This is a genomic window from Mariniluteicoccus endophyticus (assembly GCF_054780035.1).
Genome location: NZ_BAAGXC010000017.1, coordinates 58,357 through 82,249, shown reverse-complemented (window position 1 = coordinate 82,249; position 23,893 = coordinate 58,357). Strand labels below are relative to the sequence as shown.

18 protein-coding genes are annotated in these 23,893 nt (G+C 71.6%); 9 read left to right on the top strand and 9 right to left on the bottom strand.

Going from position 1 to position 23,893, the window contains the following annotated elements:
* Positions 1 to 18: 18 nt before the first annotated feature.
* The 3 genes from ACYVGD_RS07610 to ACYVGD_RS07600 all read right to left on the bottom strand — a co-directional run bounded on the left by ACYVGD_RS07610 (position 19) and on the right by ACYVGD_RS07600 (position 3,802).
* Positions 19 to 2,217, bottom strand: a complete 2,199-nt coding sequence (locus ACYVGD_RS07610; RefSeq protein ID WP_460742624.1) for a HelD family protein — start codon at positions 2,215 to 2,217, stop codon at positions 19 to 21.
* A gap of 116 nt (positions 2,218 to 2,333) precedes the next feature.
* Positions 2,334 to 3,296 carry a hypothetical protein gene (locus ACYVGD_RS07605; RefSeq protein ID WP_460742622.1) on the bottom strand — a complete coding sequence of 321 codons (963 nt, stop codon included), beginning with the start codon at positions 3,294 to 3,296 and terminating at the stop codon, positions 2,334 to 2,336.
* On the bottom strand, positions 3,296 to 3,802 hold the full coding sequence (locus ACYVGD_RS07600; protein WP_460742621.1) for a GNAT family N-acetyltransferase: 507 nt from the start codon (positions 3,800 to 3,802) through the stop codon (positions 3,296 to 3,298). The genes ACYVGD_RS07605 and ACYVGD_RS07600 overlap by 1 nt, the downstream gene beginning before the upstream one ends.
* Before the next feature lie 57 nt (positions 3,803 to 3,859).
* Between ACYVGD_RS07600 and ACYVGD_RS07595 the strand changes: the two genes are divergently transcribed.
* Positions 3,860 to 4,135 carry a hypothetical protein gene (locus ACYVGD_RS07595; RefSeq protein ID WP_460742620.1) on the top strand — a complete coding sequence of 92 codons (276 nt, stop codon included), beginning with the start codon at positions 3,860 to 3,862 and terminating at the stop codon, positions 4,133 to 4,135.
* 13 nt (positions 4,136 to 4,148) lie between these two features.
* Here the strand turns inward: ACYVGD_RS07595 and ACYVGD_RS07590 are convergent, their stop codons facing one another.
* On the bottom strand, positions 4,149 to 4,502 hold the full coding sequence (locus ACYVGD_RS07590) for an ArsC/Spx/MgsR family protein (protein ID WP_460742618.1): 354 nt from the start codon (positions 4,500 to 4,502) through the stop codon (positions 4,149 to 4,151).
* Between the two features lie 143 nt (positions 4,503 to 4,645).
* The gene (locus ACYVGD_RS07585) at positions 4,646 to 6,103 is read right to left on the bottom strand and encodes a helix-turn-helix domain-containing protein (RefSeq protein ID WP_460742617.1); all 1,458 of its coding nucleotides are present in this window, start codon (positions 6,101 to 6,103) and stop codon (positions 4,646 to 4,648) included.
* Between the two features lie 133 nt (positions 6,104 to 6,236).
* Here ACYVGD_RS07585 and aceA point away from each other — a divergent pair, with 133 nt between their 5' ends.
* A complete protein-coding gene (aceA, locus tag ACYVGD_RS07580) occupies positions 6,237 to 7,520 on the top strand; it encodes an isocitrate lyase (protein ID WP_460742616.1) in 1,284 nt (427 codons plus the stop codon).
* 295 nt (positions 7,521 to 7,815) lie between these two features.
* Positions 7,816 to 9,534: a malate synthase A gene (gene aceB / locus ACYVGD_RS07575; protein WP_460742615.1), complete on the top strand. Its 1,719-nt coding sequence runs from the start codon at positions 7,816 to 7,818 to the stop codon at positions 9,532 to 9,534.
* A 563-nt stretch (positions 9,535 to 10,097) separates the two neighbouring features.
* On the opposite strand, the gene ACYVGD_RS07570 is transcribed toward aceB, so the two are convergent.
* Together ACYVGD_RS07570 and ACYVGD_RS07565 are read right to left on the bottom strand one after the other, a co-directional pair.
* A complete protein-coding gene (locus ACYVGD_RS07570; RefSeq protein WP_460742613.1) occupies positions 10,098 to 10,763 on the bottom strand; it encodes a metal-dependent transcriptional regulator in 666 nt (221 codons plus the stop codon).
* Positions 10,763 to 11,992 carry an Nramp family divalent metal transporter gene (locus tag ACYVGD_RS07565; RefSeq protein WP_460742611.1) on the bottom strand — a complete coding sequence of 410 codons (1,230 nt, stop codon included), beginning with the start codon at positions 11,990 to 11,992 and terminating at the stop codon, positions 10,763 to 10,765. Before ACYVGD_RS07565 ends, ACYVGD_RS07570 begins: the two co-directional genes overlap by 1 nt.
* Positions 11,993 to 12,293: 301 nt before the next feature.
* On the opposite strand from ACYVGD_RS07565, the gene ACYVGD_RS07560 reads away from it, so the two are divergent.
* The 3 genes from ACYVGD_RS07560 to ACYVGD_RS07550 are packed head-to-tail and all read left to right on the top strand — an operon-like array spanning position 12,294 to position 16,777.
* Positions 12,294 to 12,650 carry a DUF6504 family protein gene (locus ACYVGD_RS07560; RefSeq protein WP_460742609.1) on the top strand — a complete coding sequence of 119 codons (357 nt, stop codon included), beginning with the start codon at positions 12,294 to 12,296 and terminating at the stop codon, positions 12,648 to 12,650.
* A 10-nt stretch (positions 12,651 to 12,660) separates the two neighbouring features.
* Complete coding sequence (locus ACYVGD_RS07555; protein WP_460742608.1) at positions 12,661 to 13,053, top strand: SAV_6107 family HEPN domain-containing protein; 393 nt, start codon at positions 12,661 to 12,663, stop codon at positions 13,051 to 13,053.
* Positions 13,046 to 16,777, top strand: a complete 3,732-nt coding sequence (locus ACYVGD_RS07550) for a DNA polymerase III subunit alpha (RefSeq protein ID WP_460742606.1) — start codon at positions 13,046 to 13,048, stop codon at positions 16,775 to 16,777. Before ACYVGD_RS07555 ends, ACYVGD_RS07550 begins: the two co-directional genes overlap by 8 nt.
* A 5-nt stretch (positions 16,778 to 16,782) precedes the next feature.
* Here ACYVGD_RS07550 and ACYVGD_RS07545 read toward each other — a convergent pair whose 3' ends face one another.
* A complete protein-coding gene (locus ACYVGD_RS07545) occupies positions 16,783 to 17,649 on the bottom strand; it encodes a hypothetical protein (RefSeq protein ID WP_460742604.1) in 867 nt (288 codons plus the stop codon).
* A 189-nt stretch (positions 17,650 to 17,838) separates the two neighbouring features.
* Between ACYVGD_RS07545 and ACYVGD_RS07540 the strand changes: the two genes are divergently transcribed.
* The 3 genes from ACYVGD_RS07540 to ACYVGD_RS07530 all read left to right on the top strand — a co-directional run bounded on the left by ACYVGD_RS07540 (position 17,839) and on the right by ACYVGD_RS07530 (position 20,279).
* The gene (locus tag ACYVGD_RS07540) at positions 17,839 to 18,567 is read left to right on the top strand and encodes a methyltransferase (protein WP_460742603.1); all 729 of its coding nucleotides are present in this window, start codon (positions 17,839 to 17,841) and stop codon (positions 18,565 to 18,567) included.
* A gap of 5 nt (positions 18,568 to 18,572) precedes the next feature.
* Positions 18,573 to 19,790 carry a DNA polymerase IV gene (gene dinB, locus ACYVGD_RS07535; RefSeq protein ID WP_460742601.1) on the top strand — a complete coding sequence of 406 codons (1,218 nt, stop codon included), beginning with the start codon at positions 18,573 to 18,575 and terminating at the stop codon, positions 19,788 to 19,790.
* Positions 19,791 to 19,895: 105 nt separating this feature from the next.
* Complete coding sequence (locus ACYVGD_RS07530; protein WP_460742599.1) at positions 19,896 to 20,279, top strand: DUF3040 domain-containing protein; 384 nt, start codon at positions 19,896 to 19,898, stop codon at positions 20,277 to 20,279.
* A gap of 62 nt (positions 20,280 to 20,341) precedes the next feature.
* On the opposite strand, the gene metH is transcribed toward ACYVGD_RS07530, so the two are convergent.
* Positions 20,342 to 23,851, bottom strand: a complete 3,510-nt coding sequence (gene metH / locus ACYVGD_RS07525; protein ID WP_460742597.1) for a methionine synthase — start codon at positions 23,849 to 23,851, stop codon at positions 20,342 to 20,344.
* Between the last annotated feature and the right edge of the window lie 42 nt (positions 23,852 to 23,893).

Here is a 23,893-nt window from a genome sequence, read left to right as displayed (position 1 = left end):
CCGCGAGCCTACCCGCGCTCAACCCGCGTCCGGCCGGGGCCGCCACCCGGAGCCGACGACGTCGACGGTGACCAGGCGCTGGGTCGGGCGCGTCAGCGCCACGTAGAGGACGCGTACGCCTCCCGGGGACTCGGCGACGATCTCGTCGGGCGAGACCACGACCGCGGCGTCGTACTCGAGGCCCTTGCACTCCAGCGGTGTGACCAGCGCGACGCGCTCGGCCACCTGGCCCGACAGGTCGCCCCGGTCCAGCGCACGGGAGACCTGGCCCATGCGCGACGGCGGGACGATGACGCCGATGGAGCCCTCGACCTCGTCCGACAGCGCGGCGACCTGGGCGATGACGTCACGCTCCAGAGCGTCGGGCGACGACTTCAGCAGGCGCGGCTCGATGCCGATGGACCGCACGGCGGTGGGCAGGTCGGCGTTGGGGAACGCCTTCACGACGACCTTGGCGGCGAGGTTGAACACCTCGGCCGGCGACCGGTAGTTCGTCGACATGCGGAACGTACGCCGGGGGGCGTTGCCGATGAGGTCCTCCAGCGCGCGGCGCGACTCCTCGGGGTCGGGCCACGACGACTGCGCCGGGTCGCCGACGATCGTCCACGACGCCTGCGAGCCGCGGCGGCGCAGCATGCGCCACTGCATCGGCGTGAGGTCTTGGGCCTCGTCGACCAGCACATGGGTGAACGTGTCGTGCTGGTCGGCGTCGGGGTCGGCCTCGGCGCGGGGGCGCCACGTCTCGCTGGTGGTGACGACCTCGTTGACGTTGGCGCCCTCGGTGAGGAACAGCGTCGGGTCGGTGTCGTCGTCGGGCGGGACGGGGCCGAGCATGTGGGCGAGTTCGTCGAGCAGCGCGGTGTCGGCAACGGTCCAGCCGTTGTCCTCGGCGTACGAGGCCGACAGGGTGGCGGCGTCGGCTGCGCTGAGCACGTGGGCGGACACCCTCGCTGCCAGCGCGGGGTCGGCCAGACGCGACAGCACGTCGGTGGGCCGCAGGGCCGGCCACCAGGCGGCGAGGAAGGCCGGGTAGGCCGCCTGGCCGGTGACGATGTCGTCGAACTCGTCGCGCTCGAGGTCGACCTCGTCGGACAGGCGCGACCACAGCGCGTCGAGCAGGCCACGCTCGGCGGCTGCACGGCCGGCGTTGAGCTTGGTCGAGCGCAGGACGTCGTTGCGGATCCGCATCAAGACCGGTTCGTCGAGCGTGAGCACCTCGCCCTTCACCGCGACCCGAAGGCGGCGGCCCTCGTCGCTGGTGGACGAGAGCGGTTCATTGACCAGGCGACGAAGGATCGTGACCATGCGCGTCGAACCCTTGACGACGTGAGTCTGGGCGGGATCGACGGCCTCGGCGCGGAAGCCCAGAACGTCGCTGGCGACCGAGCCCAGCGACCGCAGGGTCACCGAGTCCTCACCGAGGCTCGGCAGGACGCGCTCGATGTAGTTCATGAACACCCGGCTCGGGCCGCAGACGAGCACCCCGCCGGCCTCGAAGCGCTTCCGATTCGAGTAGAGCAGGTAGGCCGCACGGTGGAGTGCGACGACCGTCTTGCCGGTGCCCGGACCGCCGGTGATGGTGGTCACGCCCTGGTAGGGCGCGCGGATCGCCTCGTCCTGCTCGGCCTGGATGGTCGCGACGATGTCGCGCATCTGCGGGCCGCGGGCCCGCGACAGGGCGGCCATCAGCGCGCCCTCGCCGACGACCACGAGCTCGTCGTTCGCGTTCTCGCCGTCGAGCAGGTCGTCCTCGATGCCGATCACCTTGTCGCCGCGGCAGCGCAGCACGCGACGGCGTACGACCTCCATCGGGTCGGTCGGCGTGGCGCGGTAGAACGGCTCCGCCGCCCGCGCGCGCCAGTCGATGACCAGCGGCTCGTAGTCGGCGTCGCGTACGCCGATGCGGCCGATATAGCGCACCTCGCCGTCGGTACGGTCGAGCCGGCCGAAGACCAGACCCTCGTGCTCGGCGTCCAGCGTGGCCAGCCGCTTGGCGGCCTGGTAGGCGAACACGTCACGCTCGAACAGGCCGGTGCCGTCCTCCTCGCGCGCCCAGCTCATGCGGTCGCCCTGATAGAGGGAACGACCCTCCGTCGCGACCTGCTGGGCAGAACGCGTGGCCTCGCCGAGGCGCTCGTAGACGGCGTCGACGTGTGCCTGCTCGATCGCGAGTTCGCGCTCGACGGTCGATCCGCTGGGTTCGGCGTGAGAACTCAAGTGGCTCAGTCCTAACGTGGAAGAAACAGACACGTGAGTCTACGCCGACCCCGGGGGCCGTGGGACGCGAGTCGTTCCCGCCGGTGGATGTGTTCGCTGGAAGTTCACGTCCCCGGTCAGGTTCTGGGCCTGCGCCGGTTCACGTCCTTGTTGGTGGGGTGGATGTCCTCGCCGGTGAGGTCGCGGTGGACCGCGTACGCTGCCAGCGCCGCCGACAACAGCTGTCCCTGCATCGTCGATCCCGCCGCGGTGTGGGACCCGCACGCGTAGGTGTGGCCGCCGGTGCGCGGCCCGGTGCGGCGCCACCACGGCCGTGGGCGGCCGAGCCAGTCGGTGGGGATGGAGCCGGTCGCGGAGACGACCGCGTCCGCCTCTGGCGCGTCGTCGTCGGCCGGGCCGCGGACGACGCCGCGTGTGGCGAGCCGGCGGCGGAGCACGCCGACCAGCGCGCCGGTGCCCGCGGGGGCACCGCCGGCATCGACGACCTGCCACAGGCCGAACGTGCGTTCGACCGACAGCCACACGCAGTCGGTGGCCGGGCTGCGGCGCGGGTCTCCCTCGGCCGCTCCCCGCACCACCTCCGACAGCACCGGGTGGTCCAGCCGGCGCGCCACCTTCTCCACCGTCCGGTCGGCCCACAGCTGGTGGCGGTGCGCCTTCGCGTACGCGGGGTCGTGCTCGAACTCGAGCCCCTGGCGGCGGCGCTCCTGCCACACGTCGTCGAGCTCGTCGAGCAGGTCGCGCCACCGGGCGGCCACGGGCTCGCCGAAGCGCGCCGACAGCGCGTGCCACTGGGCGCCTCGCTCCGCGGGCAGCTCGAAGGGGCCGTCCGGGGCGTCGATCGTGCGCGAGGCGACCGGGGCCAGAGCGAGCCCGGCTCGAGTGAGCTCGGCGTCGAACGCCCGCCCGGACTTCTTCAACAGATCGCGCCACGGCGCGGGGAAGGCGAAGACATCCGGGAGGCCGCTCGGCGCCGCCCCGGGGACATCGACCAGCGTCACCCGGTGGCCGACCTTGGCGAGCCGGGCGGCCGCGGCCATGCCGGCCAGCGAGTCGCCGACGACGGTGACGGCGCCCATCAGCAGCCGCAGGGGGCGGAGGCGGGGCGTGCGTACGCCCGCAGGTGCACGTTGGGGCCAGGGCTCCAGTCGCGGCTCGGGATTCGGAAGAAGCCCTCACGCTCGTAGAGCCGATGGGCGGTCTTCATCCATTCCGCGCTGCAGAGCACGACCGCGGCCAGGCCCTCGGCGCTGGCACGGTCGACGACCCAGTGGACCATCGCCGACGCGATGCCGCGGCCCTGGTGGTCCGGTGCGACGGCCAGCATGCGGAACTCGGCCTCGTCGTCGGCGGCAATCTCCCGCAGGGGCGAACCCGCCGGGCACCAGGTCACGGTCCCGACGACCTCGCCGGACCCGTCGGCGGCGACCCACACCTCGGCCTGCGTGTCGCGGGCGGCGACATCGCGCAGCCGTTCGTAGTAGGGGTCGTCTGTGTGCATGCCCGAGGGGGCGTAGGCCGCGGCCAGCAGCTCGCCCACGGCCCGGTGGTCGGCGGGCTCCACACGTCGCAGGGTGAGGGTCACCCCATCAGCGTACGGCTCTGCGCCCGGCCCGGCGCGGATCTGCGTACGATGAGCGCCATGGAGACCCCCGACCGCCGCCTCGCCGTCGTCGACCAGCTGACCCAGCGCCTCGCCGAGGCCACCGCGTCCGACCAGCGTGCCGCCGCCCTCGAGATCGTCGCGGCCATGGGGCGCATCGCCCAGGACTGGCCGCCGCTGGCCCCCGACGCGCCGCGGGGCGTCGTCGAGGCCCACACCAACGCCCAGGAGTGGTGGAAGCAGGCCCAGGTCTTCGGCCGACTCGTCCGCCTCACCGACGACGTGCATCGAAGCGACGAGCCGCGCCTGATGTGACGCCCCGGCGGCGTCAGGCGATAAAGCCCGGTACCCGGTCCTTCGGGCGGCCGATGATCGCGCGGTCGCCGCGCACCAGTATCGGGCGCTGCATCACCTTCGGGTTCGCCGCGACTACGTCGGCCACCTGGTCGGCGGTCTCGACGTCCGCGTCGGAGAGTCCCAGCGCGGTGAACGTCGTGTCGCGGCGCACCAGGTCGGTGGGAGAGTCCTCCAGTTTGCCGAGCAGGTCGACGAGCTCGTCGCGGGTGAGCGGGTCGACCAGATAGTTGCGCACGTCGACCTCCACGCCCGCCGCCTCGGCGGCCCCGAGGGCCGCGCGCGAGGTCGAGCAGCGCGGGTTGTGCAGGACGGTGATGTCAGCCATGCGGGCCAGCGTACGGCCCGGGCCCGTAGGCCGGCTGAGGTGGGCGCGGGGGTCTGCCACGGCGGGCGACGACGATCGCCGCCGGGATCGGGAACACCGCGGCCATCGAGACGAGACCCACCACCGCCACGATTCCTGGCGGCTCAGGAGTGGGACGAAAGGAACTCGTAGACCTCGGTCTCGTCGACGCCCGGGAACGCACCCGGGGGCAGCGCGGCGAGCAGGTGGGAGTGGGCGCGGGCCGAGGGCCATGCCTTGCCCGACCATGTGCGCGCCAGCTCGGCCGGCGGGCGGCGGCAGCACGCCAGGTCGGGGCAGCGCGAACGGGAGCGCTCCTTCGTCCCCCGGCCGCGGAACCACTTGGCGTGGACGTAGGGGACGCCGATGCACGTCGAGAACGCCTTCTCCACGCGCGCGGTGCACCAGAACGTGCCCGAGGGGGTGTCGGTGTATTGATCGAACGCGTTGAACTTGTCCTCCACGTCGAACACCTGGCGGCTCGTCCAGAACCGGCACACCGGCTGGCCCTCGATGGCTCCGGTGTGGTCGGCGGGGAACGTCACCCCGTCGTTCTCGTAGGCCTTGTAGATGATCCCCGACTCGTGGACCTTCTGGAAGTGGACGGGGATGTCGAGGTGGTGGGTGATGAGGTTCGTGATCCGGTGGCTCGCCGCCTCGTACGACACCGCGTACGAGTCGCGCAGGTCCTCGACCGACAGCTGCTTATCGCGCTTGGCCTGGGCCAGGAACTGCACCGTCGACGACTCCGGCATCAGCAGCGCCGCGGCGAAGTAGTTCGTCTCGATGCGCTGGCGCAGGAACTCGCCGTACGACTCCGGGGTGCCGTGGCCCAGCACGTGGTGACCCAGCGCCTGCAGCAGCACCGAGCGCGGGTCCTGGTCGCCGCCGGTCGAGCGCGGCAGGTAGATGCGCATCTGCTTCAGGTCGGTCACCGAGCGCGTCGAGTGGGGCAGGTCGCCCACGTGGTGGAGCGTGAAGCCCAGATGGCTGGTGATCGCGCCGATCTCGTGCTGGGACAGGGGACCGCTGCGGTAACCGACCTTCTTCAGCAGCGCCGCCGCCTGCTCCTCGAGCTCGGGGAAGTAGTTGTCACGCGCCTTCATCTCCGCGCGCAGCTGGGTGTTCGCGCGCCGCGCCTCCTCCGGCGTCGCCATGTGCTCCTCCGCCTGGCGGGCCAGCTCGCGGTGGAGCTTCACCAGCGCCTCCAGCACGTCCATCGGCATGCGCGGCGAGATGCGTACGCGGGGGAGCCCGCGCTGCTGGGCCAGCGGGGAGCGCATCGCCTTCTCGAGCTCGATCTCCAGCATCGTGCGCCTGCTCGGCACCTCGTTGAGGAAGTCGTCGATCGTGACGTCGTACGCCGCCGCCAGCTTCTGAAGAACCGATACCTTCGCCTCGCGCTTGCCGTTCTCCAGCATCGACAGGTGGGACGAGGCCAGACCGGTCATCTCGCTCACCTCCGAGAGAGTGAGATCTCGCTCCTTGCGCAGCTCACGCAGCCTGCGTCCGAGTGAAAAGGGGCCGAAAACCGACTCCGGTTCAGGGTGGTTGCGCTCCAGCTGCCAGTCGGATCCAGTCACTCTTCCAGTGTAGTGAAATTCTTTATTTATTCCACCTTTGATCCTCTCCACTTCGTGACGTTCTTCGCGCAGAGTTGATGTCACCAAGGGGCGGGTGACCGCCAGCTATCTCGATGAGGAGAAGGAGCACGCTATGACCAACAACGTTCCCATGACCGCCGAGCAGCTCGAGCAGGACTGGAACGAGAACCCCCGCTGGAAGGGTGTTCGTCGTGACTACACCGCCGCCGACGTCGTCCGCCTGCGCGGCCGCGTCCAGGAGGAGCACACGCTGGCCCGCCGCGGCGCCGAGCAGTTGTGGGAGAAGCTCCACACCGAGGACTTCGTCAACTCCCTCGGCGCGCTGACCGGCAACCAGGCCGTCCAGCAGGTCAAGGCCGGTCTCAAGGCCATCTACCTCTCCGGCTGGCAGGTCGCCGCAGATGCGAACCTGTCGGGCCACACCTACCCCGACCAGTCGCTCTACCCGGCCAACTCCGTGCCGCAGGTCGTGCGCCGCATCAACAACGCCCTCCTCCGCGCCGACCAGATCGAGTGCGCCGAGGGCATCCAGTCCGTCGACGAGTGGCTCGTCCCGATCGTCGCCGACGCCGAGGCCGGTTTCGGTGGCCCGCTCAACGCCTACGAGCTCATGAAGGCCATGATCGCCGCCGGTGCCTCCGGCGTGCACTGGGAGGACCAGCTCGCCTCCGAGAAGAAGTGCGGCCACCTCGGCGGCAAGGTGCTCATCCCCACCAAGCAGCACGAGCGCACCCTCAACGCCGCACGTCTCGCCGCGGACGTCGCGGGCACCCCGTCGCTCATCATCGCCCGCACCGACGCCGAGGCCGCCACGCTCATCACCTCCGACGTCGACGAGCGCGACCAGGAGTTCATCACCGGTGAGCGCACCGGCGAGGGCTTCTACAAGGTGAAGAACGGCATCGAGCCCTGCATCGCCCGCGGCCGCGCGTACGCCGAGTACGCCGACCTGCTGTGGATGGAGACCGGCACGCCCGACCTCGAGCTCGCCAAGAAGTTCGCCGACGCGATCCACGAGACGCACCCCGACCAGATGCTGGCGTACAACTGCTCGCCGTCCTTCAACTGGAAGAAGCACCTCGACGACGACACCATCGCGAAGTTCCAGCGCGAGCTTGGCGCCATGGGCTACAAGTTCCAGTTCATCACGCTGGCCGGCTTCCACGCCCTCAACTACTCGATGTTCGACCTCGCCCACGGCTACGCCCGCCAGCAGATGAAGGCCTACGTCGAGCTGCAGGAGGCCGAGTTCGCCGCCGAGGATCGTGGCTACACCGCGACCAAGCACCAGCGTGAGGTCGGCACCGGCTACTTCGACGCCATCGCCCAGGCCGTCAACCCCGAGTCCTCGACCACCGCGCTCGCCGGCTCGACGGAGACCGCCCAGTTCCACTGATCGGTCTCGCTCGCGCCCGGCGCGCTGAGTCCCTTGCCTTCAGCCCTCGCTCGCGCAGCGTATGCGACCTTCGCTGTGAGCCCCGGTTCGCTGTGAAGGCGTGCGCTGGCTCGCTCGGGCCTCCAGGCAAGGGGCACGCCTGACCGACGCTCGCGAGGGGGTCCGCTCACGCTCGTGCGGACCTCCTCGCAGAGGCTCAGGGTTCCTCCTCGAGGCCTCGGCCCACCCAAGAACTTTCCCGGACACGCGCCTCGCGCGGCCGCACCCGAACACATCCCAGGAAGGGACAAGTGCAATGACTGAGTCAACGACGACCGGCACGGCCCTGGATCGCATCAAGGTCCGCGCCGCCCATCCGCACCCACAACAGGACGAGGTCCTGACCCCCGAGGCCCTGGAGTTCCTCGTCAAGCTCCACGACGTGGCCCACGACCGCCGCCAGGAGCTGCTCCACGCCCGCCGCGAGCGCCGCAACGAGATCGCCTCCGGCAAGGACCCGAAGTTTCTGGAGGAGACCCGCCACATCCGCGAGGACGATTCCTGGAAGGTCGCGCCCATCGGCCCCGGCCTCGAGGACCGCCGCGTCGAGATCACCGGTCCGACCGACCGCAAGATGACCATCAACGCCATGAACTCCGGCGCCAGGGTCTGGCTCGCCGACCAGGAGGACGCCAACACGCCGTCCTGGCAGAACATGATCGGCGGCCAGGTGAACCTGCGCGACGCCATTCGCGGCCAGATCGAGTTCACCTCGCCCGGGGGCAAGGAGTACAAGGTCACCGCCGAGCAGACGCCCACCATCGTCATGCGTCCCCGCGGCTGGCACCTCGCCGAGAAGCACGTCTTCGTCGACGGCCACCCCATGGCCGGTGGCGTCGTCGACTTCGGCCTGTACTTCTTCCACAACGCGAAGGAGGTCATCGAGCGCGGCCGCGGCCCGTACTTCTACCTGCCGAAGACCGAGTCGCACCAGGAGGCCCGCCTGTGGAACGACATCTTCGTCGCCGCGCAGGACGCCCTCGGCATCCCGCAGGGCACCATCCGCGCCACCGTGCTCATCGAGACGATCACCGCGGCGTTCGAGATGGAGGAGATCCTCTACGAGCTGCGCGAGCACTCGGGCGGTCTCAACGCCGGCCGCTGGGACTACATCTTCTCGGTCATCAAGAACTTCCGTAAGCGCGGCCCGCGCTTCGTGCTGCCCGACCGCTCGCAGGTCACCATGACCACGCCGTTCATGCGCGCCTACACCGAGCAGCTCGTCCGCGCCTGCCACCGCCGGGGGGCGCACGCCATCGGCGGCATGAGCGCGTTCATCCCGAACCGCCGCGACCCAGACGCCACCGAGCGTGCGCTCGAGCAGGTCCGCGCCGACAAGACCCGCGAGTCCAACGACGGCTTCGACGGCTCCTGGGTCGCCCACCCCGACCTGGTGCCCGTCTGCCGCGAGGTGTTCGACTCGGTCCTCGGCGACAAGCCCAACCAGATCGACCGCCTCCGCGAGGACGTCCAGCCCGACGACCGCGCCCTCATCGACCTGGAGATCCCCGGCTCCTCCATCTCCGAGCAGGGCGTGCGTACCAACGTCGAGGTCGGCATCCGCTACATCGAGTCGTGGCTCCGCGGCAACGGCGCGGCCGCGATCAACAACCTGATGGAGGACGCCGCCACCGCCGAGATCTCGCGCTCGCAGATCTGGCAGTGGATCTACGCCGAGTCGAAGACCGACGACGGCCGCACCATCACCGGCGAGTGGGTCGCCGACATCATCGGCGAGGAGTTCGACAAGCTTGAGCGCTTCGACGGCGACAAGTTCGACCTGGCCCGCGAGCTGTTCGAGGAGGTCGCCCTCGAGGAGGACTACCCGACCTTCCTCACGATCCCGGCCTACGTCCGTTACCTCTGCAAGACCCATGCCCCCGACCGCGACGTGTCGGCCGACGAGGCGGAGTCGTCCGACGCGATGACCCCCCGCCGCATCCCGACCCCGCGCAGCCCGCACAGCCCCGTCTGAGCGGTTGGCGCCGTCCCCTTGGTGGGAACGCCGGGCCCCTTCGGGGGCCCGGCGTTCCTTTCTGTTTCGCCGCTTCCACCGCCCCGTCTCCGAGCGCGCGCTTTGGTCTCCGCGCGGGTGCGCCCCTTGGTCTTCGTGCGAGCGCCAGTCTCCTGCCTCTCTGCTCTCCGAGCGAGCGACAGCGAGACGAGGAGCGTCACCGCTGCGGGGCGACCGCGGGACGCGTACGCCGGCCGGCAGCGCCGCGGCCACCAGCGTGACCACTGCCAGGCGGCGCAGGGCAACGCCCACGGTCTGCGGGCCGATCGTCTCGACGGTCTGCATCACGCGTGCCCCCACCAGCTGACATCGGCCTGTCACAGGCGGGTGCCGGTGCGCCCGTCGACGAGCACGATCTCGCCCGACAGCGTCGCCACAGCGACCTGGCCGCCGGGACGCGACCACGCGGTATGGAGCAGGCCATCGTTCCTGCGTGGGGCATATCAGACGAGGTCGTCGGTGAGGGCGTTGCGGGCGACCAGCAGCTGGTCGGTGTGGATGGTGCAGATTTCCTGCTTCGGGCGTCAGGGCGCCACGCCCCAGACGTGGTCGGCCTCGTGGCCGGCGGTGATGTGGCGGCCCCCGACGAGCAGGCGTACGCGCCCCCTGCGGGTGGCCAGCACCTCGACCCGGGTGCCGGGCCCCAGGTCGTGCGCGAGCAGCATCTGCAACGCGTGCGGGCACGCGTCGTCGACGCGACGCACCTCCCACGGGCCGGGTGGCGCAGCCGCCAGCGTGGTGGCGGCGGCCGGGCGGGTCACCGCCCCGTCCGTGGTGGGGATGGGGTCGCCGTGCGGGTCGGTGGCGGGGTCGCCCAGCCGTGCGGCGAGGCGGTCGACCAGCAGGTCGGACACGGCGTGGTCGAGGCGTTCCGCCTCGGCGTGGACCTCGCCCCAGCCGTACCCCAGCTCGTCGACCAGCCACGTCTCCAGGACGCGGTGACGCCGCACCTGCCGGACGGCGAGCCGCGTACCCGCGGCGGTCAGGGCCACCGGTCGATAGGCTTCGCGGGTCACGTAGCCCTGGTCGGCGAGCCGACGCAGTGCAGCCGACACGTTGGCCTGGGTCGTGCCGGTGCGTTCGGCCAGTCCCTTGGTGGTGATGGGCGGGCCGCCCCACTCGGTGGCCTTCCAGATCGTGGCCAGCAGCTCCAGCGCGGTGGCGCCCGGGGTGTCGACGGGTTCGACCATCAGGCACCCCCGAGCGTCAGCACGACGAGGACGGCGTTGAGCGCGATCACCAGCGTCACGACGACCCAGGCGACGACAGCGACCGGGCGGATGTTCACATGCGTACCCATCAGCCCGCGGTCGCCGGTGAGCAGCAGCAGCGGCACCACCGCGAACGGGATGCCGATGCTCAGCACCACCTGCGACAGGATCAGCGCCCACGTCGGCTCGATGCCCGCGGCGAGCACGACCAGTGCCGGCACGAGCGAGACCGCCCGCCGCACCCACAGGGGGAGGCGTACGCGCAGCAGGCCCGCCATCAGCTCGGAGCCGGCGTAGGCGCCGACCGAGGTGGATGCGAGCCCCGAGGTGACCAGGCCCACGGCGAACACCGCGGCGACCACGGGCCCCAGTGCGGCAGACAGCGCGACGTGCGCCCCCTCGAGGGTGTCGGTTCCGGAGGCGCCCTGCAGCGCCGTGGCCGCGAGGACGATCATGCCGATGTTGACCGTGCCCGCGATCGCCAGCGACAGCAGGACGTCCCACCGGGTGGCCCGCAGCAGGCGGGGGAGACGCGGGTCGTGCGCCGACGAGTGGTGGCGGTCGCGCACCAGCGACGAGTGCAGGTAGATCGCGTGGGGCATCACGGTCGCCCCCAGCATCGACGCGGCCAGCAGCACCGTTCCCGTGCCGTCGAACCGGGGGATCAGGCCGCCCGCCACGCCGGCCCAGTCGACCGGCGTCACGAACAGGCCGGTGAGGAAGCCGACGACGATGACTCCCAGCAGGCCACCGATCGCGACCTCGAACCGGCGCTGGCCGTGGGTCTGCAGCATCAGCAGCGCCATCGACACCACGCCCATCACCAGGCCGCCGAGCCACAGCGGGAGACCGACGAGCAGGTGGAGGCCGACCGCTCCGCCGATCACCTCGGCGATGTCGGTCGCGATCGCGACGAGCTCGGCCTGGCCCCAGTAGGCGAGCCGCGCGGCCAGCGGCCAGCGCTCACCGACGAGCTCGGGGAGGCTGCGTCCGGTGACCAACCCGAGCTTCGCCGACAGGTACTGGATCAGCACGGCCATCGCATTGGCGACGACCAGGACCCACACCAGCAGGTGCCCGTGCTGCGCCCCGGCGGTGAGGTTCGCGGCGACGTTGCCCGGGTCGACGTACGCGACGGCGGCGACGAAGGCCGGCCCCAGCAGCAGGGGTAGGCGTACGCGATCGACGAGCTCCTGGGCGACGGCCAAGGGGTCCTCCGGAAAGTTAAGCGATGTCAACTCTTGACCCGACCCTAGTCGAGGCGCGGCGCGGAGGCCAGTTGTGCGCGCGCGGTGTGGGGATCTTGCCTCGTCTTGACGAATCGTCGGAGGTGTCGCCTATAGTTCTTCCTGTTCGAACACCTGTTCGATCGGCGCTTGGGGAAGAGCCGATCATGCACGGGTGGGCGGACAGCAGGGCCAGCCCGGCGGGAGACCTCGACCCCTCCCGCCGGGCTCTCCCGGGTCGAGTGCTTCATGTCGGTGTCCGAGGTGACCACGGGGAGTGTCCATGCGCGTCTACGAAGAACCCATCGAAGTCCGCCCGGGGCTGGTCGGGGCCGTCGAGGGCCCCGCCGCGTTCCGCTGGCGCCACCGTGTGTGGACCGTCTTCGAGATCGAGTCCCGCGTGGTGACCACCGGTGCCTGGTGGGACTCCCCGGCGGCCACGGCCGTCCGCAGCGGCGGCGTCGACCCCGATCCCGAGGCCGACCTCCTCGACGAGCGCGAGACCTGGCGCGTCGCCGCCGGGCGCCACGTCGACGTGCCGCGCGGCGTCGACCCCGAGCTGGGGGAGCGCTCCGGCGTGTTCGTCCTGACCCATCGGCTGTCCTCCGGCGAGTGGCGGCTCGCCGGGGTCCTCGACTGAGGTGACGACGATGCGTGAGGACTTCCCGCCCGAGATCTCGACCACGGGGTTCGTCCGCGGCGACCTGGTCGCCGCCGAGCTCGCCGACCACCCCGCCGAGCGTTATCTGCTGGCACACCGGGCCGCGCTGCGCGCGACGAGCGCGGTGCTGGCCGTACGGTCGCCACGGTCCACGGGCCGCCACAGCGCGTGGCAGCTCGTCGCCCGGGTCGCCCCCGAGCTCGCCGAGTGGGCCGGCTTCTTCCTGGCCACGGGCGCCCGCCGGGAGGCCGTCGAGGCCGGCGTACGCACGCTGGTCAGCCAGCGCGAGGCCGACGACATGCTGCGCGACGCCGAGCGCTTCTGCGCCGTCGTCGAGGACTGGTGCACGCGCCACGCCCGGGGGAGCCGCGCCCATGGTTGACCCGTTCGTCCACCTGCGGGTGGCCTCGTGCTACTCGTTGCGTCACGGAGCCTCCCACCCGGCCGACCTGGTCGCCGCGGCGGCCGACGCCGACATGGACACCCTCGCCCTGACTGACCGTGACGGCCTCTACGGTGCGGTCCGGTTCGCCAAGGCCTGTGCGAAGGCCGGCATCGCACCGGTGTTGGGGGTCGATCTGGCGGTGCTGCCCTCCTCGTCTCGCTCCGAGAGCTGGAGGGGGAGGGCAGAGCGAGCGTCCGCCCCCGCCAAGGGTGGCGCCGTCCGAGACCACAACCTCCCGCGTGTGGTGGCGTACGCGACGTCGCGCGCGGGCTGGGCGGCGCTGTGCCGGCTGACGTCGGCGGTCCATCTCAGCGGTGAGCGTGGTGATCCGGTGGCGACGGAGGCCCAGGTCGTCGAGGCCGCGGCCGCCGGCGACCTCGTGGTGGTGCTTGGGGCCGACTCCGAGCTCGGCGTCCACGCGGCGAACGGCCGGCGTGACCTGGCTGAGGAGGTGCTGCTGCGCTGGCGCTCGGCGGTGCCCGACCTCGTGGTGGCCGTGACCGACCACCAGGTTCCCGGCTCGGGGGTGGGATCGCTCGACCAGGCCGGCCGGCTGCTGTCGCTCGCCGACGCCCACCGGGTTCCCGTGGTGCTCACGAACGCGGTGCGGATGGCCGAGCCGCGGCTGGCCCCGACGATCGACGTGCTCGACGCGTCGCGTCGGCTCGTCCCGCTCGACACCCGCAACGTCGACCGGCGCAACGCCGAGGCATGGCTCAAGCCCGGCAAGCAGATGCTCGAGGTCGCCGCGATGGTCGCGCGCCGCGGCGGGCGCGACGAGCGGGGGACCGAGCGGCTCGTCGCCGACACCCGTCGGCTGGCGATGCGCTGCAGGCTCGACCCGCGCGCCGACCTCGGTCTTGGCGAGATCCACCTGCCCGAGCTCGACGTCCTGTCCGGCCGCGGTCTGGTGGAGGAGGGGGCGACGGCCCAGCAGGTGCTGCAACGGCGCTGCGAGGCCGGCATCGCGTGGCGCTACGGGGACGCCGACGACCGCGTACGCCGTCGCCTCGACGACGAGCTCGACGTGATCGCCCGGCTGGGGTTCGCGTCCTACTTCCTGACCGTCGCCGATGTCGTCGCCACGGTGCGCGAGATGGGCATCCGCTGTGCGGCGCGCGGCTCGGGTGCGGGTTCGCTGGTGAACTACCTGCTCGGTATCTCCGGCGTCGACCCCCTCCGTTACGGCCTGATCATGGAGCGCTTCCTGTCGCCGCTGCGCAAGGCGCTGCCCGACATCGACCTCGACGTCGAGTCGGCGCGGCGCACCGAGATCTACGAGCGCGTGCTGGCCGACTTCGGGGGAGAGCGGGTGGCCTGCGTGGCGATGCTCGAGACCTACCGCGTACGCCACGCCGTCCGTGACGTCGGTGCGGCGCTGAGCCTGCCACCGGCCGAGGTCGACGCCATCGCGAAGGCGTTCCCGCACATCCGGGCCCGCGACGCGCGGGCGGCGTTGCGTGACCTGCCCGAGCTGCGTGCCGCGGGCCTGGCCGAGCGGCGGCTCGACCTGCTGTTCGAGCTCGTCGAGTCGCTCGACGGGCTGCCGCGCCACGTCGCGCTCCACCCGTGCGGGGTGATCCTGTCCGACGCGACCCTGCTCGACCGCACCCCGGTCGAGGCCAGCCACGGCGGCTATCCGATGAGCCAGTTCGACAAGGACGACGTCGAGGACATCGGCCTGCTGAAGCTCGACGTGCTCGGCATCCGCATGCAGTCGTCGATGGCTCACGCGACCGCCGAGATCGAGCGCACCACCGGGGAGCGGATCGACCTCGACGCCCTGGCCGACGACCACTTCTCCGACGCCGAGACCTACGACCTGATCGCCAGCACCCACACGCTGGGCTGCTTCCAGATCGAGTCGCCCGGCCAGCGCGAGCTGATCGGCAAGTTCGGCCCCGCCGACTTCACCGACATCATCATCGACATCTCCCTGTTCCGGCCCGGGCCGGTGAAGTCCGACATGATCCGGCCGTTCCTCGACGCCCGCCACGGTTTCGCCGCACCGATCCGCATCCACCCCGACCTCGAGCCGTTCCTCGCCGAGACCGAAGGGGTGGTGGTGTTCCACGAACAGATCATCCAGATCGTCGCGACCATGACGGGCTGCTCGCTCGCCCAGGGCGACGAGGTGCGTCGTGCGCTGGGTGACACCGGGCTCATCGGCGACGTGGAGAGCTGGTTCCGGCGGCGTACGCGGGAACGCGGCTACACCGACGCGGTCGTCGAGCGGGCCTGGCAGGTGCTGACGTCGTTCGCGTCGTTCGGGTTCTGCAAGGCCCACGCCGCGGCATTCGCGCTGCCGACCTATCAGTCGGCGTGGCTGAAGGCCCACTGGCCGGCCCACTTCCTCGCCGGTGTCCTCACCCACGACCCCGGCATGTATCCCAAGCGCCTCGTCCTTGAGGAGGTACGCCGCTGCGGTGTCGAGGTGCTGGGCCTCGACGTGAACCGCTCCGGCCGCGACTACCGCGTGGAGCGCCTCGACCCCGATGCCTCGCTCTCCGAGCGAGGAGCGCAGCGACGAGGTGAGGAGCCGGCCTGGGGCATCCGCCTCTCCCTGTCCGACGTCAAGGGCATCAGCGAGCCCGAGATCGACCGCCTCGTGGCGGGCCAGCCCTACAGCTCGCTGTCCGACCTGTGGTCGCGGGCCCGGGTGAGCGCGCCGGTCGCGGAGCGGCTCGTGCTCGCCGGTGGCCTCGATGCGGTCCACGGCATCGGCCGGGCGGAGGACATCACGCCGCGCGGCCGGCTGACGCGCCGCGACCTGCTGCTCGCCCTGGCCGACCTCCAGCGCGACGAGCGGGCCGACCGGCGTGCGGCGTCGCGGGCCCGGGGATTGCGTCGACCGATCTCGCGCAGCGCTGGTGCCGGCCTGGTCGACCCCCGCGACCGGGCCGCTGCCCAGGCGCGTACGCCCGCCCGCCCGACTCCCCAGGAGGTCCAGCTCCCGCTCGACCTCGGCGGGCGCGACGAGCTCCTGCCGTCGGGGCTGCCCGAGATGACCGATGCCGAGCGTGTCCGCGCCGAGCTGGACGTGCTCGGGCTCGACGTGAGCCGCCACGTCGTCGACTTCTACCGCCCGTTGCTGGAGGCGTTGGACATCACGTGGTCGAAGGACCTGCTCAAGACGCGCCGTCGTCACGGCCTGCTGGTCGCCGGTGTGAAGGTCGCCACCCAGACACCGCCGGTGCGGTCGGGGCGGCGCGTGGTGTTCCTGACGCTCGACGACACCACCGGCCCGGTCGACGCGACGTTCTTCGAGGACGTCCAGGGCCCGTACGCGAAGACGTTGTTCGACTCGTGGATGCTGCTGGTGCGCGGCGACCTGCGCCGCACCGGCCGTCGCGGGGCGTCGCTGCTCGCGCAGGGCTGCTGGGACCTGGGCGCGTTGTTCCACACCTGGTCGGCGACACTCGAGCTCACCGGTTCACGCGACCGGGCGCTGGCGGCGGTCGGCGACGTGCTCTCCGTCCAGCCCGAGGGGTACGCGCCGCAGCCGCGTCGTGTGCTGGTCCACCCGTCGGGGTTCCGCCAGTCCGCGTACGCCGACATCCGACCCGGTGGGGTCCAGGCGCTCGGCGACGGGCCGGTTGCCGGGGCTGCCGGCGCACCGCGGAAGCTGTGGCACTCGAGCCCGGGGAGCTCGGGCCGATGAACGTGTCAGAACGTGAGGCGCACGGTGGCGGGGGACCGGTCGGGGGTGCCCGCGTACTCCAGCACGATCTCGTGGGCGCCCTGGGGGGCCTCTACCGTGAGCTCGAACGCGCCGTCGCCGCCGGTCTGTCCCTGACCGGTGGCGTCGTTGCCCACCTTCCAGGTGACGGTCGCGTTGCGCACGGGGCGGCCGTCGGCGGTGGTGATGAGCCGGCCGGTGACCTTGGCCTGCTGACCGGTCACGGTGACCGTGGGCTGCCCGTTGCCGTCGAGGTCGGTGAAGCCGACGGCCCGGGCGGAGGCCGCCGGTGCCGGGGTGGTGGGAGCGCCCGGGTGCGCCGCGGCGGACGTGGCGGGGGCGGCGCTCGTCGGGGGAGCGCTGTTGGGCCTCGGCGTGCCCTTGCGGATCAGGAACGTCCCCGCGGCATTGGTGGAGTCCCCGCGGTAGTGCATCATCAGCGTCGCCTCGGGCGGCAGCTCGCGGGTGGTGAAGGTCGCCGAGAAGGTCCCGTCCTCCTTCGTCGCATAGCTCTGCACGAGGTTCTGGGGCGACCCGTCGAGGAAGAAGTCGCCGACGGCGCCGATGATCGGGCGGCGCTCGCCGTCGAGGAGCCGGCCGCTGACCTGGACGCGGTCACCGCTCTGGGTGACCTTGACGTCGGTGACGCTCGCCGAGGCCATCGGCGTGGCCGACGGGTCGGTCGAGGCCGAGGGGCCCGCCGTCATGGCGGGCGGCGTCGTGGCGACCGCGCCGGTGGTGGGGGTCGACACCCGGGTCGGGCCGGCCACCGTGACGGGTTCGGGCTTCGAGCTGCAGCCGACGAGCGCCGTGGCGGCGAGCGCCGCAGCGGCCAGACAGAGAGTTCGGTTCATGGTGTCGCCCCGGTTCGTTGGAGGATGCCTGCCCAACCTAGGGCGGCCCATCCCACGCGGCAAACCGAGCAACCATACGGATCCTCCGATCCGTGGAGAAGCTGTCGGACCCAGTCGCTAGGCTCGCCGACGAAGCCCGTTCTCCCGGAGCCCGCACGAAGCCGTCCGGTCCGATCCCAGGAGGTCACCATGTCCACGGAGTCCCAGCGCACCACGGAGCCGTCCACATCCCAGTCCCGGGGGCGCCGTCGCTCGGTCGCTCAGCGTGCCCTGGCCGAGCTGCTCACCAGGGGTCTGGCCGGCGAGGGCGAGGGCCTGCGCGTCGTCGACCTCGGCGGCGGAACGGGTGGGGTGTCCGCCGCGCTGGCCGAGGCCGGTCACCGCGTGCTCGTGGTCGACCCCAGCCCCGACGCCCTCGCCGCGACCGCCCGACGCGCGGCCGAGCTCGGGCTGGGTGACCGCCTCACCGGTGTCCAGGGCGACACCACCACGCTCGCCGAGGTGGCCGAGCCGGGATCCGCCGATGTCGTGCTGTGCCACCGGGTGCTCGACCGGGTCCCGGGCACGGCCGAGGCGCTGGCGACGATGGTCGCCACACTCGCCCCCGGAGGCCTGCTGTCCCTGCTGATCTCCCAGCGCTACGGCCAAGTGCTCAAGCGGGCCGTCGTCGGTGACCTCGTCGGGGCCTCGCGCACGCTCTCCGACGCCGATCTCCTCGACCGGCCCGCGCTGCTGGGTCTGCTGGCCGAGGCCGGGTGCACGGTCGTGGACGAGCACGGCATCGGTGTGCTGTCCGACCAGGTCGGCGACGCGGCCCACGACCTCGACGCGCTGCTGCGCCTCGAGCTGGCGTGCGCCGAGAACCCGGATTGGCTCGAGACCGCCACTCAGCTCCACGTGCTGGCCCGCCGGGAGTGAGCGCGGTGGCCGTCCCTCTCGACGAGCACGAACCAGGCGGCGCCACGCGCGGCGCGCCGGTGATCATGCACGTCGACATCGACGCCTTCTACGCCTCGGTCGAGCTGCGTCGCCGCCCCGAGCTGCGCGGGCGCCCGGTCATCGTCGGCGGGGCCACCCGCGGGGTGGTGCTGTCGGCGACCTACGAGGCTCGGTCCCACGGGGTCAGCGGTGGCATGCCGATGACCCGTGCCCGACGCCTGTGCCCCGACGCGGTCGTCGTGCCGCCCGACTTCGAGGCCTACACCGACGCGTCCCGCGGCGTGTTCGCCATCTTCGAGTCCGTCACCGCGACGGTGGAACACGCCTCCATCGACGAGGCGTTCTGCGACCTCACCGGTTCGTTGCGCCGCCTGGGCGCGCCCTCCCGGATCGGTGAGATGGTCCGCGCCCAGGTCGCCGACGAGCAGGGCATCACCTGCTCGGTCGGCATCGGCCCCACCAAGTTCGTCGCCAAGCTCGCCTCCACCTCCGCGAAGCCCGACGGCCTGCGCGAGGTCGTGCCCGCCGACGTCGTCGCGTTCCTCCACCCGCTCGCGGTCGAGAAGATGTGGGGCGTCGGCGAGGCGACCGCCGAGAAGCTCCACCGCCTCGGCCTCCACACCGTCGCGGATCTGGCTCACCTGCCCCCGGCCACCCTCCAGCGCGCGTTCGGCCCCCACCAGGGGCGCCTGCTCCACGACCTCGCGTGGGGCCGCGACCCGCGTCCGGTCGTGGGACACGTCGCCGAGCGCAGCGTCGGCTCGGAGGAGACGTTCGGCCGAGACACCGACGACCCGGCCGTGGTGCGCCGCGAGCTGCTGCGGATGGCCGAGCGCACCGCGGCGCGCATGCGCGCCTCGGGGGTGATGGGGCGCACGGTCGTCCTCACCGTCCGGTTCTCCGACTTCACCCAGATCACGCGCTCGGCCACGATGCGTACGCCCACCGACGAGACCGGTGCCATCCACGCCCAGGCCGTCGCCCTGTGGGACCGGCTCGCGCTCCAGCGGGCGCGCGTACGCAAGGTCGGCGTACGCGTGGAGGGGCTCGTCGACGCCGACGACGCCCACTGGCAGCCCGAGCTGACCGAGCCCGAGCGCGGCTGGCGGGAGGCCGAGCAGGCGATGGATGCCGCCATCCAACGGTTCGGGCCCCAGGCCGTCAGCCGGGCATCGCTGACCCGTCCTCGGCGTCGAGCGTGAACCAATCCTCACCCTCGGGTGGGTTCCGGTTTGGGCCGTCGGACACCTAGAATGGTTCCAGCCCCGCCGAGGGGGTTGCTTGACAAGAAGGTGGGAGGAGGACCAGTGGCACTGTCGGAAGAAGAGCGTCGACTGCTCGAGCAGATGGAGGCCGCGCTGGCCGCCGAAGACCCCAAGTTCGCCCATGCCCTCCGTGGAGGTGCCTCGAACCGCCGCCTGCGCCGCCGTCGCGCCGCGCTCGCCGGGCTCGGGTTCGTCCTCGGTGCGGTGATGCTGGTCGCCGGCATCCAGACCCACTGGGTCGTCTCGGTCCTCGGATTCGTCGCCATGCTCGCCTCGACCGTCGTGGCCATCACGTCGTTCGAGAAGGTCGAGAACCCCCAGCCCGCCCAGCCCGGGCCCCGTGTCAGCACCGGCTCGACGAACTCGTCCAACGCCTTCATGGACAAGATGGAAGAGCGCTGGAAGAAGCGCCAGGAAGACAATTGATCTCCTGATCGGCGTCCGCGCGGGCGAGGCCGTGGCCCCACCCGCGCCACTCCGGCCAGATCTCAGCGCGCGTTGAAATAGTACGCCTGCGGGTGGTGCACGACCATCGCATCCGTCGACTGCTCCGGGTGCAGCTGCAGCTCCTCCGACAGCTCCACTCCGATGCGCTCGGGCTCGAGCAGTCGCACGAGCGTACGCCGGTCCTCCAGCTCGGGGCAGGCCGGATAGCCGAACGAGTAGCGACAGCCCCGGTAGGCCTGGTCGCGCACCATCGTGTCGATGTCGGCGTCGTCGTCGGCGCCCAGACCGAGCTCCTCGCGTACGCGGGCGTGCCACATCTCCGCCAGTGCCTCGGTCAGCTGCACCGACAGGCCGTGCAGCTCGAGGTAGTCGCGGTAGTCGTCGCCGGCGAACAGGTCGGCGGTCACCTGCGCCACGCGGGCGCCCATCGTCACCAGCTGCAGCGGCACCACGTCGGGGCCGTGCTCGGCGGCCTGCTCCCGCGTACGGAAGTAGTCCGACAGGCACAACCGGTCGCCGCGGCGCTGGCGCGGGAACGTGAACCGGGCGATCTCCTCGTCTCGATGACGCTCGCTCGGAGAGCGGGTGGTCTCCGGGTCGAGGAGCACCAGGGTGTTGCCTTCGGCGTAGCAGGGGAAATAGCCGTAGACCACGGCGAGCTCGGCAATCTTCTCGCGGTGGATGCGGTCGAGCCACGCGCGCAGGCGCGGGCGTCCCTCGGTCTCGACCAGCTCCTCGTAGGAGGTGCCGCCGCGCGTACCCTTCAGGCCCCACTGGCCCATGAACGTCGCGCGCTCGTCGAGCCATTCGGCGACGTCGGCCAGCTTGATGCCCTTCACCACGCGCGTGCCCCAGAACGGCGGCGTCGGCACCGGCGCGGGTTCGACGGCGGCCGAGCGCTCGGTCGACTCCTCGACCTCCAGGTCGGGCGTCGTGGAGCGCACGCGGCGCTGCCGCGGTTCGGGCAGCGCGGCGCCGGGTACGCCACGCTTGACCGCCATCACCGCGTCCATGAGCCGCAGCCCCTCGAACGCGTCGCGGGCGTAGCGGACCTCGCCGGCGTACACCTCGCGCAGGTCCTGCTCGACGTACGCGCGGGTCAGCGCCGCGCCGCCGAGCAGCACGGGCAGGTCGGCCACACCGCGGGAGTTCATCTCCTCGAGGTTCTCCTTCATCACCACCGTCGACTTCACCAGCAGGCCGGACATGCCGATGGCGTCCGCACGGTGCTCGGTCGCGGCGTCGAGGATGCCGTTCACGGGCTGCTTGATCCCAAGGTTCACCACCGTGTAGCCGTTGTTGGTCAGGATGATGTCGACGAGGTTCTTGCCGATGTCGTGGACGTCGCCCTTCACCGTGGCCAGGACGATGGTGCCCTTGCCCTCGTCGCCCTCGACCTTCTCCATGTGGGGCTCGAGGTGGGCGACGGCCTTCTTCATGACTTGCGCCGACTGGAGGACGAACGGCAGCTGCATCTGCCCGGAGCCGAACAGTTCGCCGACGACCTTCATGCCCTCGAGCAGGTCGTCGTTGACGATCTCCAGCGCCTTCTTCGACTGCAGCGCCTCGTCGAGGTCGGCCTCCAGCCCCTTGTCCTCGCCGTCGACGATGCGACGCTGCAGCCGCTCGCTGACGGGCAGCGCGGCGAGCGCGGCCGCCCGCTCGGCCTTCGTGTCGGCGGTCGTGACGCCGTCGAACAGCTCGAGGAAGCGGGTCAGCGGATCGTAGCCCTCACGGCGGCGGTCGTGGACGAGGTCCAGCGCGACCTCGCGCTGCTCGTCGGGGATCCGGTTCATGGGCTGGATGCGGGCGGTGTGGACGATCGCGGAGTCGAGCCCGGCCTCAACGCACTCGTGCAGGAACACCGAGTTCAACACCACACGCGCGGCCGGCGACAGCCCGAACGACACGTTCGACACGCCCAGGGTGGTGCGTACGCCGGGGTGACGGCGCTTCAGCTCGCGGATGGCCTCGATGGTCTCCAGCGCGTCGCGGCGGGTCTCCTCCTGGCCGGTGGCGATGGGGAACGTCAGACAGTCGACGATGATGTCGCCGATGTCCATGCCGTGGTTGCCGACGAGGTCGTCAATGAGCCGGCAGGCCACGCGTACCTTCCAATCGGCCGTGCGGGCCTGACCCTCCTCGTCGATCGTCAGGGCGACGACGGCGGCGCCGTGCTCTTTGATCAGCGGCATGATCCGCGCGAACCGCGACCCGGGGCCGTCGCCGTCCTCGTAGTTGACCGAGTTGATGACGCAGCGACCGGCGAGCCGCTCCAGGCCGGCCTGCAGCACGGGCGGCTCGGTCGAGTCGAGCACGATCGGCAGGGTGCACGCCGTCGCGAGGCGTCCGGCGATCTCATCCATGTCGGCGACGCCGTCGCGGCCCACGTAGTCGACGCACAGGTCGAGCAGGTGGGCGCCGTCCTTCACCTGCTCGCGGGCGATCTCGACGCACTCGTCGATCTCCCCGGCGAGCATGGCCTCGCGGAACGCCTTCGAGCCGTTGGCGTTGGTGCGCTCGCCGATCGACAGGTACGACACCTCCTGCGCGAGCGGCACCTCGGCGTACAGCGACGAGACCGCGCTCACCGGCTCCGGCGTACGCATCCCCCGCTCGACGCCGTCGAGGGCCGCGACGAGGCGGGAGATGTGCTCCGGGGTGGTGCCGCAGCAGCCGCCGACGAGAGCGAGCCCGTGGTCGCGCACGAAGTCGGTCATGGCCGTGGCGAAGTCGTCGGGCCCCAGCGGGTAGCGCGCTCCGTCGGAGGTGAGCTCGGGAAGGCCGGCGTTCGGCATGCAGCCGACCTGGATGCGGGCGTGGCGGGAGAGGTGGCGCAGGTGCTCGCCCATCTCGGCGGGACCGGTGGCGCAGTTGAGGCCGATCACGTCGATGCCGAGCGGCTCGAGCGCGGTCAGCGCCGCACCGATCTCGGAACCCAGCAGCATGGTGCCGGTCGTCTCGACCGTCACGTTCACCACCAGCGGGATGTCACGGCCGGCCTCGGCGATGGCGTCGCGGGCGGCGATGACGGCGGCCTTGGCCTGGAGGAGGTCCTGGCAGGTCTCGACGAGTACGCCGTCAATGCCGCCAGCGATCATGGCGGCGACCTGCGTGCGGTACGCCTCGCGCAGCTCGGCGAAGCGCACGTGGCCCAGCGTCGGCAGCTTCGTGCCCGGCCCCACGGATCCCAGCACCCAGCGCGGCGAGTCGGGTGCGGCGTGACGGTCGGCGGCCGTACGCGCGATCCGTGCTGCCGCCTCGGCGAGCTCGGCGATGCGGTCGGAGATCCCGTACTCGCCGAGGGCGGCGAGGTTCGTGCCGAACGTGTTGGTCTCGATCGCCTGCGAACCGGCGGCGAGATAGGCCTCGTGGATAGCGTCGACCACGTCGGGGCGGGTCACCGACAGGACCTCGTTGCAGCCCTCGTGGCCCTCGAAGTCGTCGAGGGTGAGGTCGAACGTCTGCAGCATCGTGCCCATCGCCCCGTCGGCGACGACGACGGAGTCAATCAGGGCGGCCCGGAGGGACGAGTGCGCAGGATTGGTCATCCCAGCAGCCTAGGGGCGCGTCGGCGCAGGATCAGCCCCCGT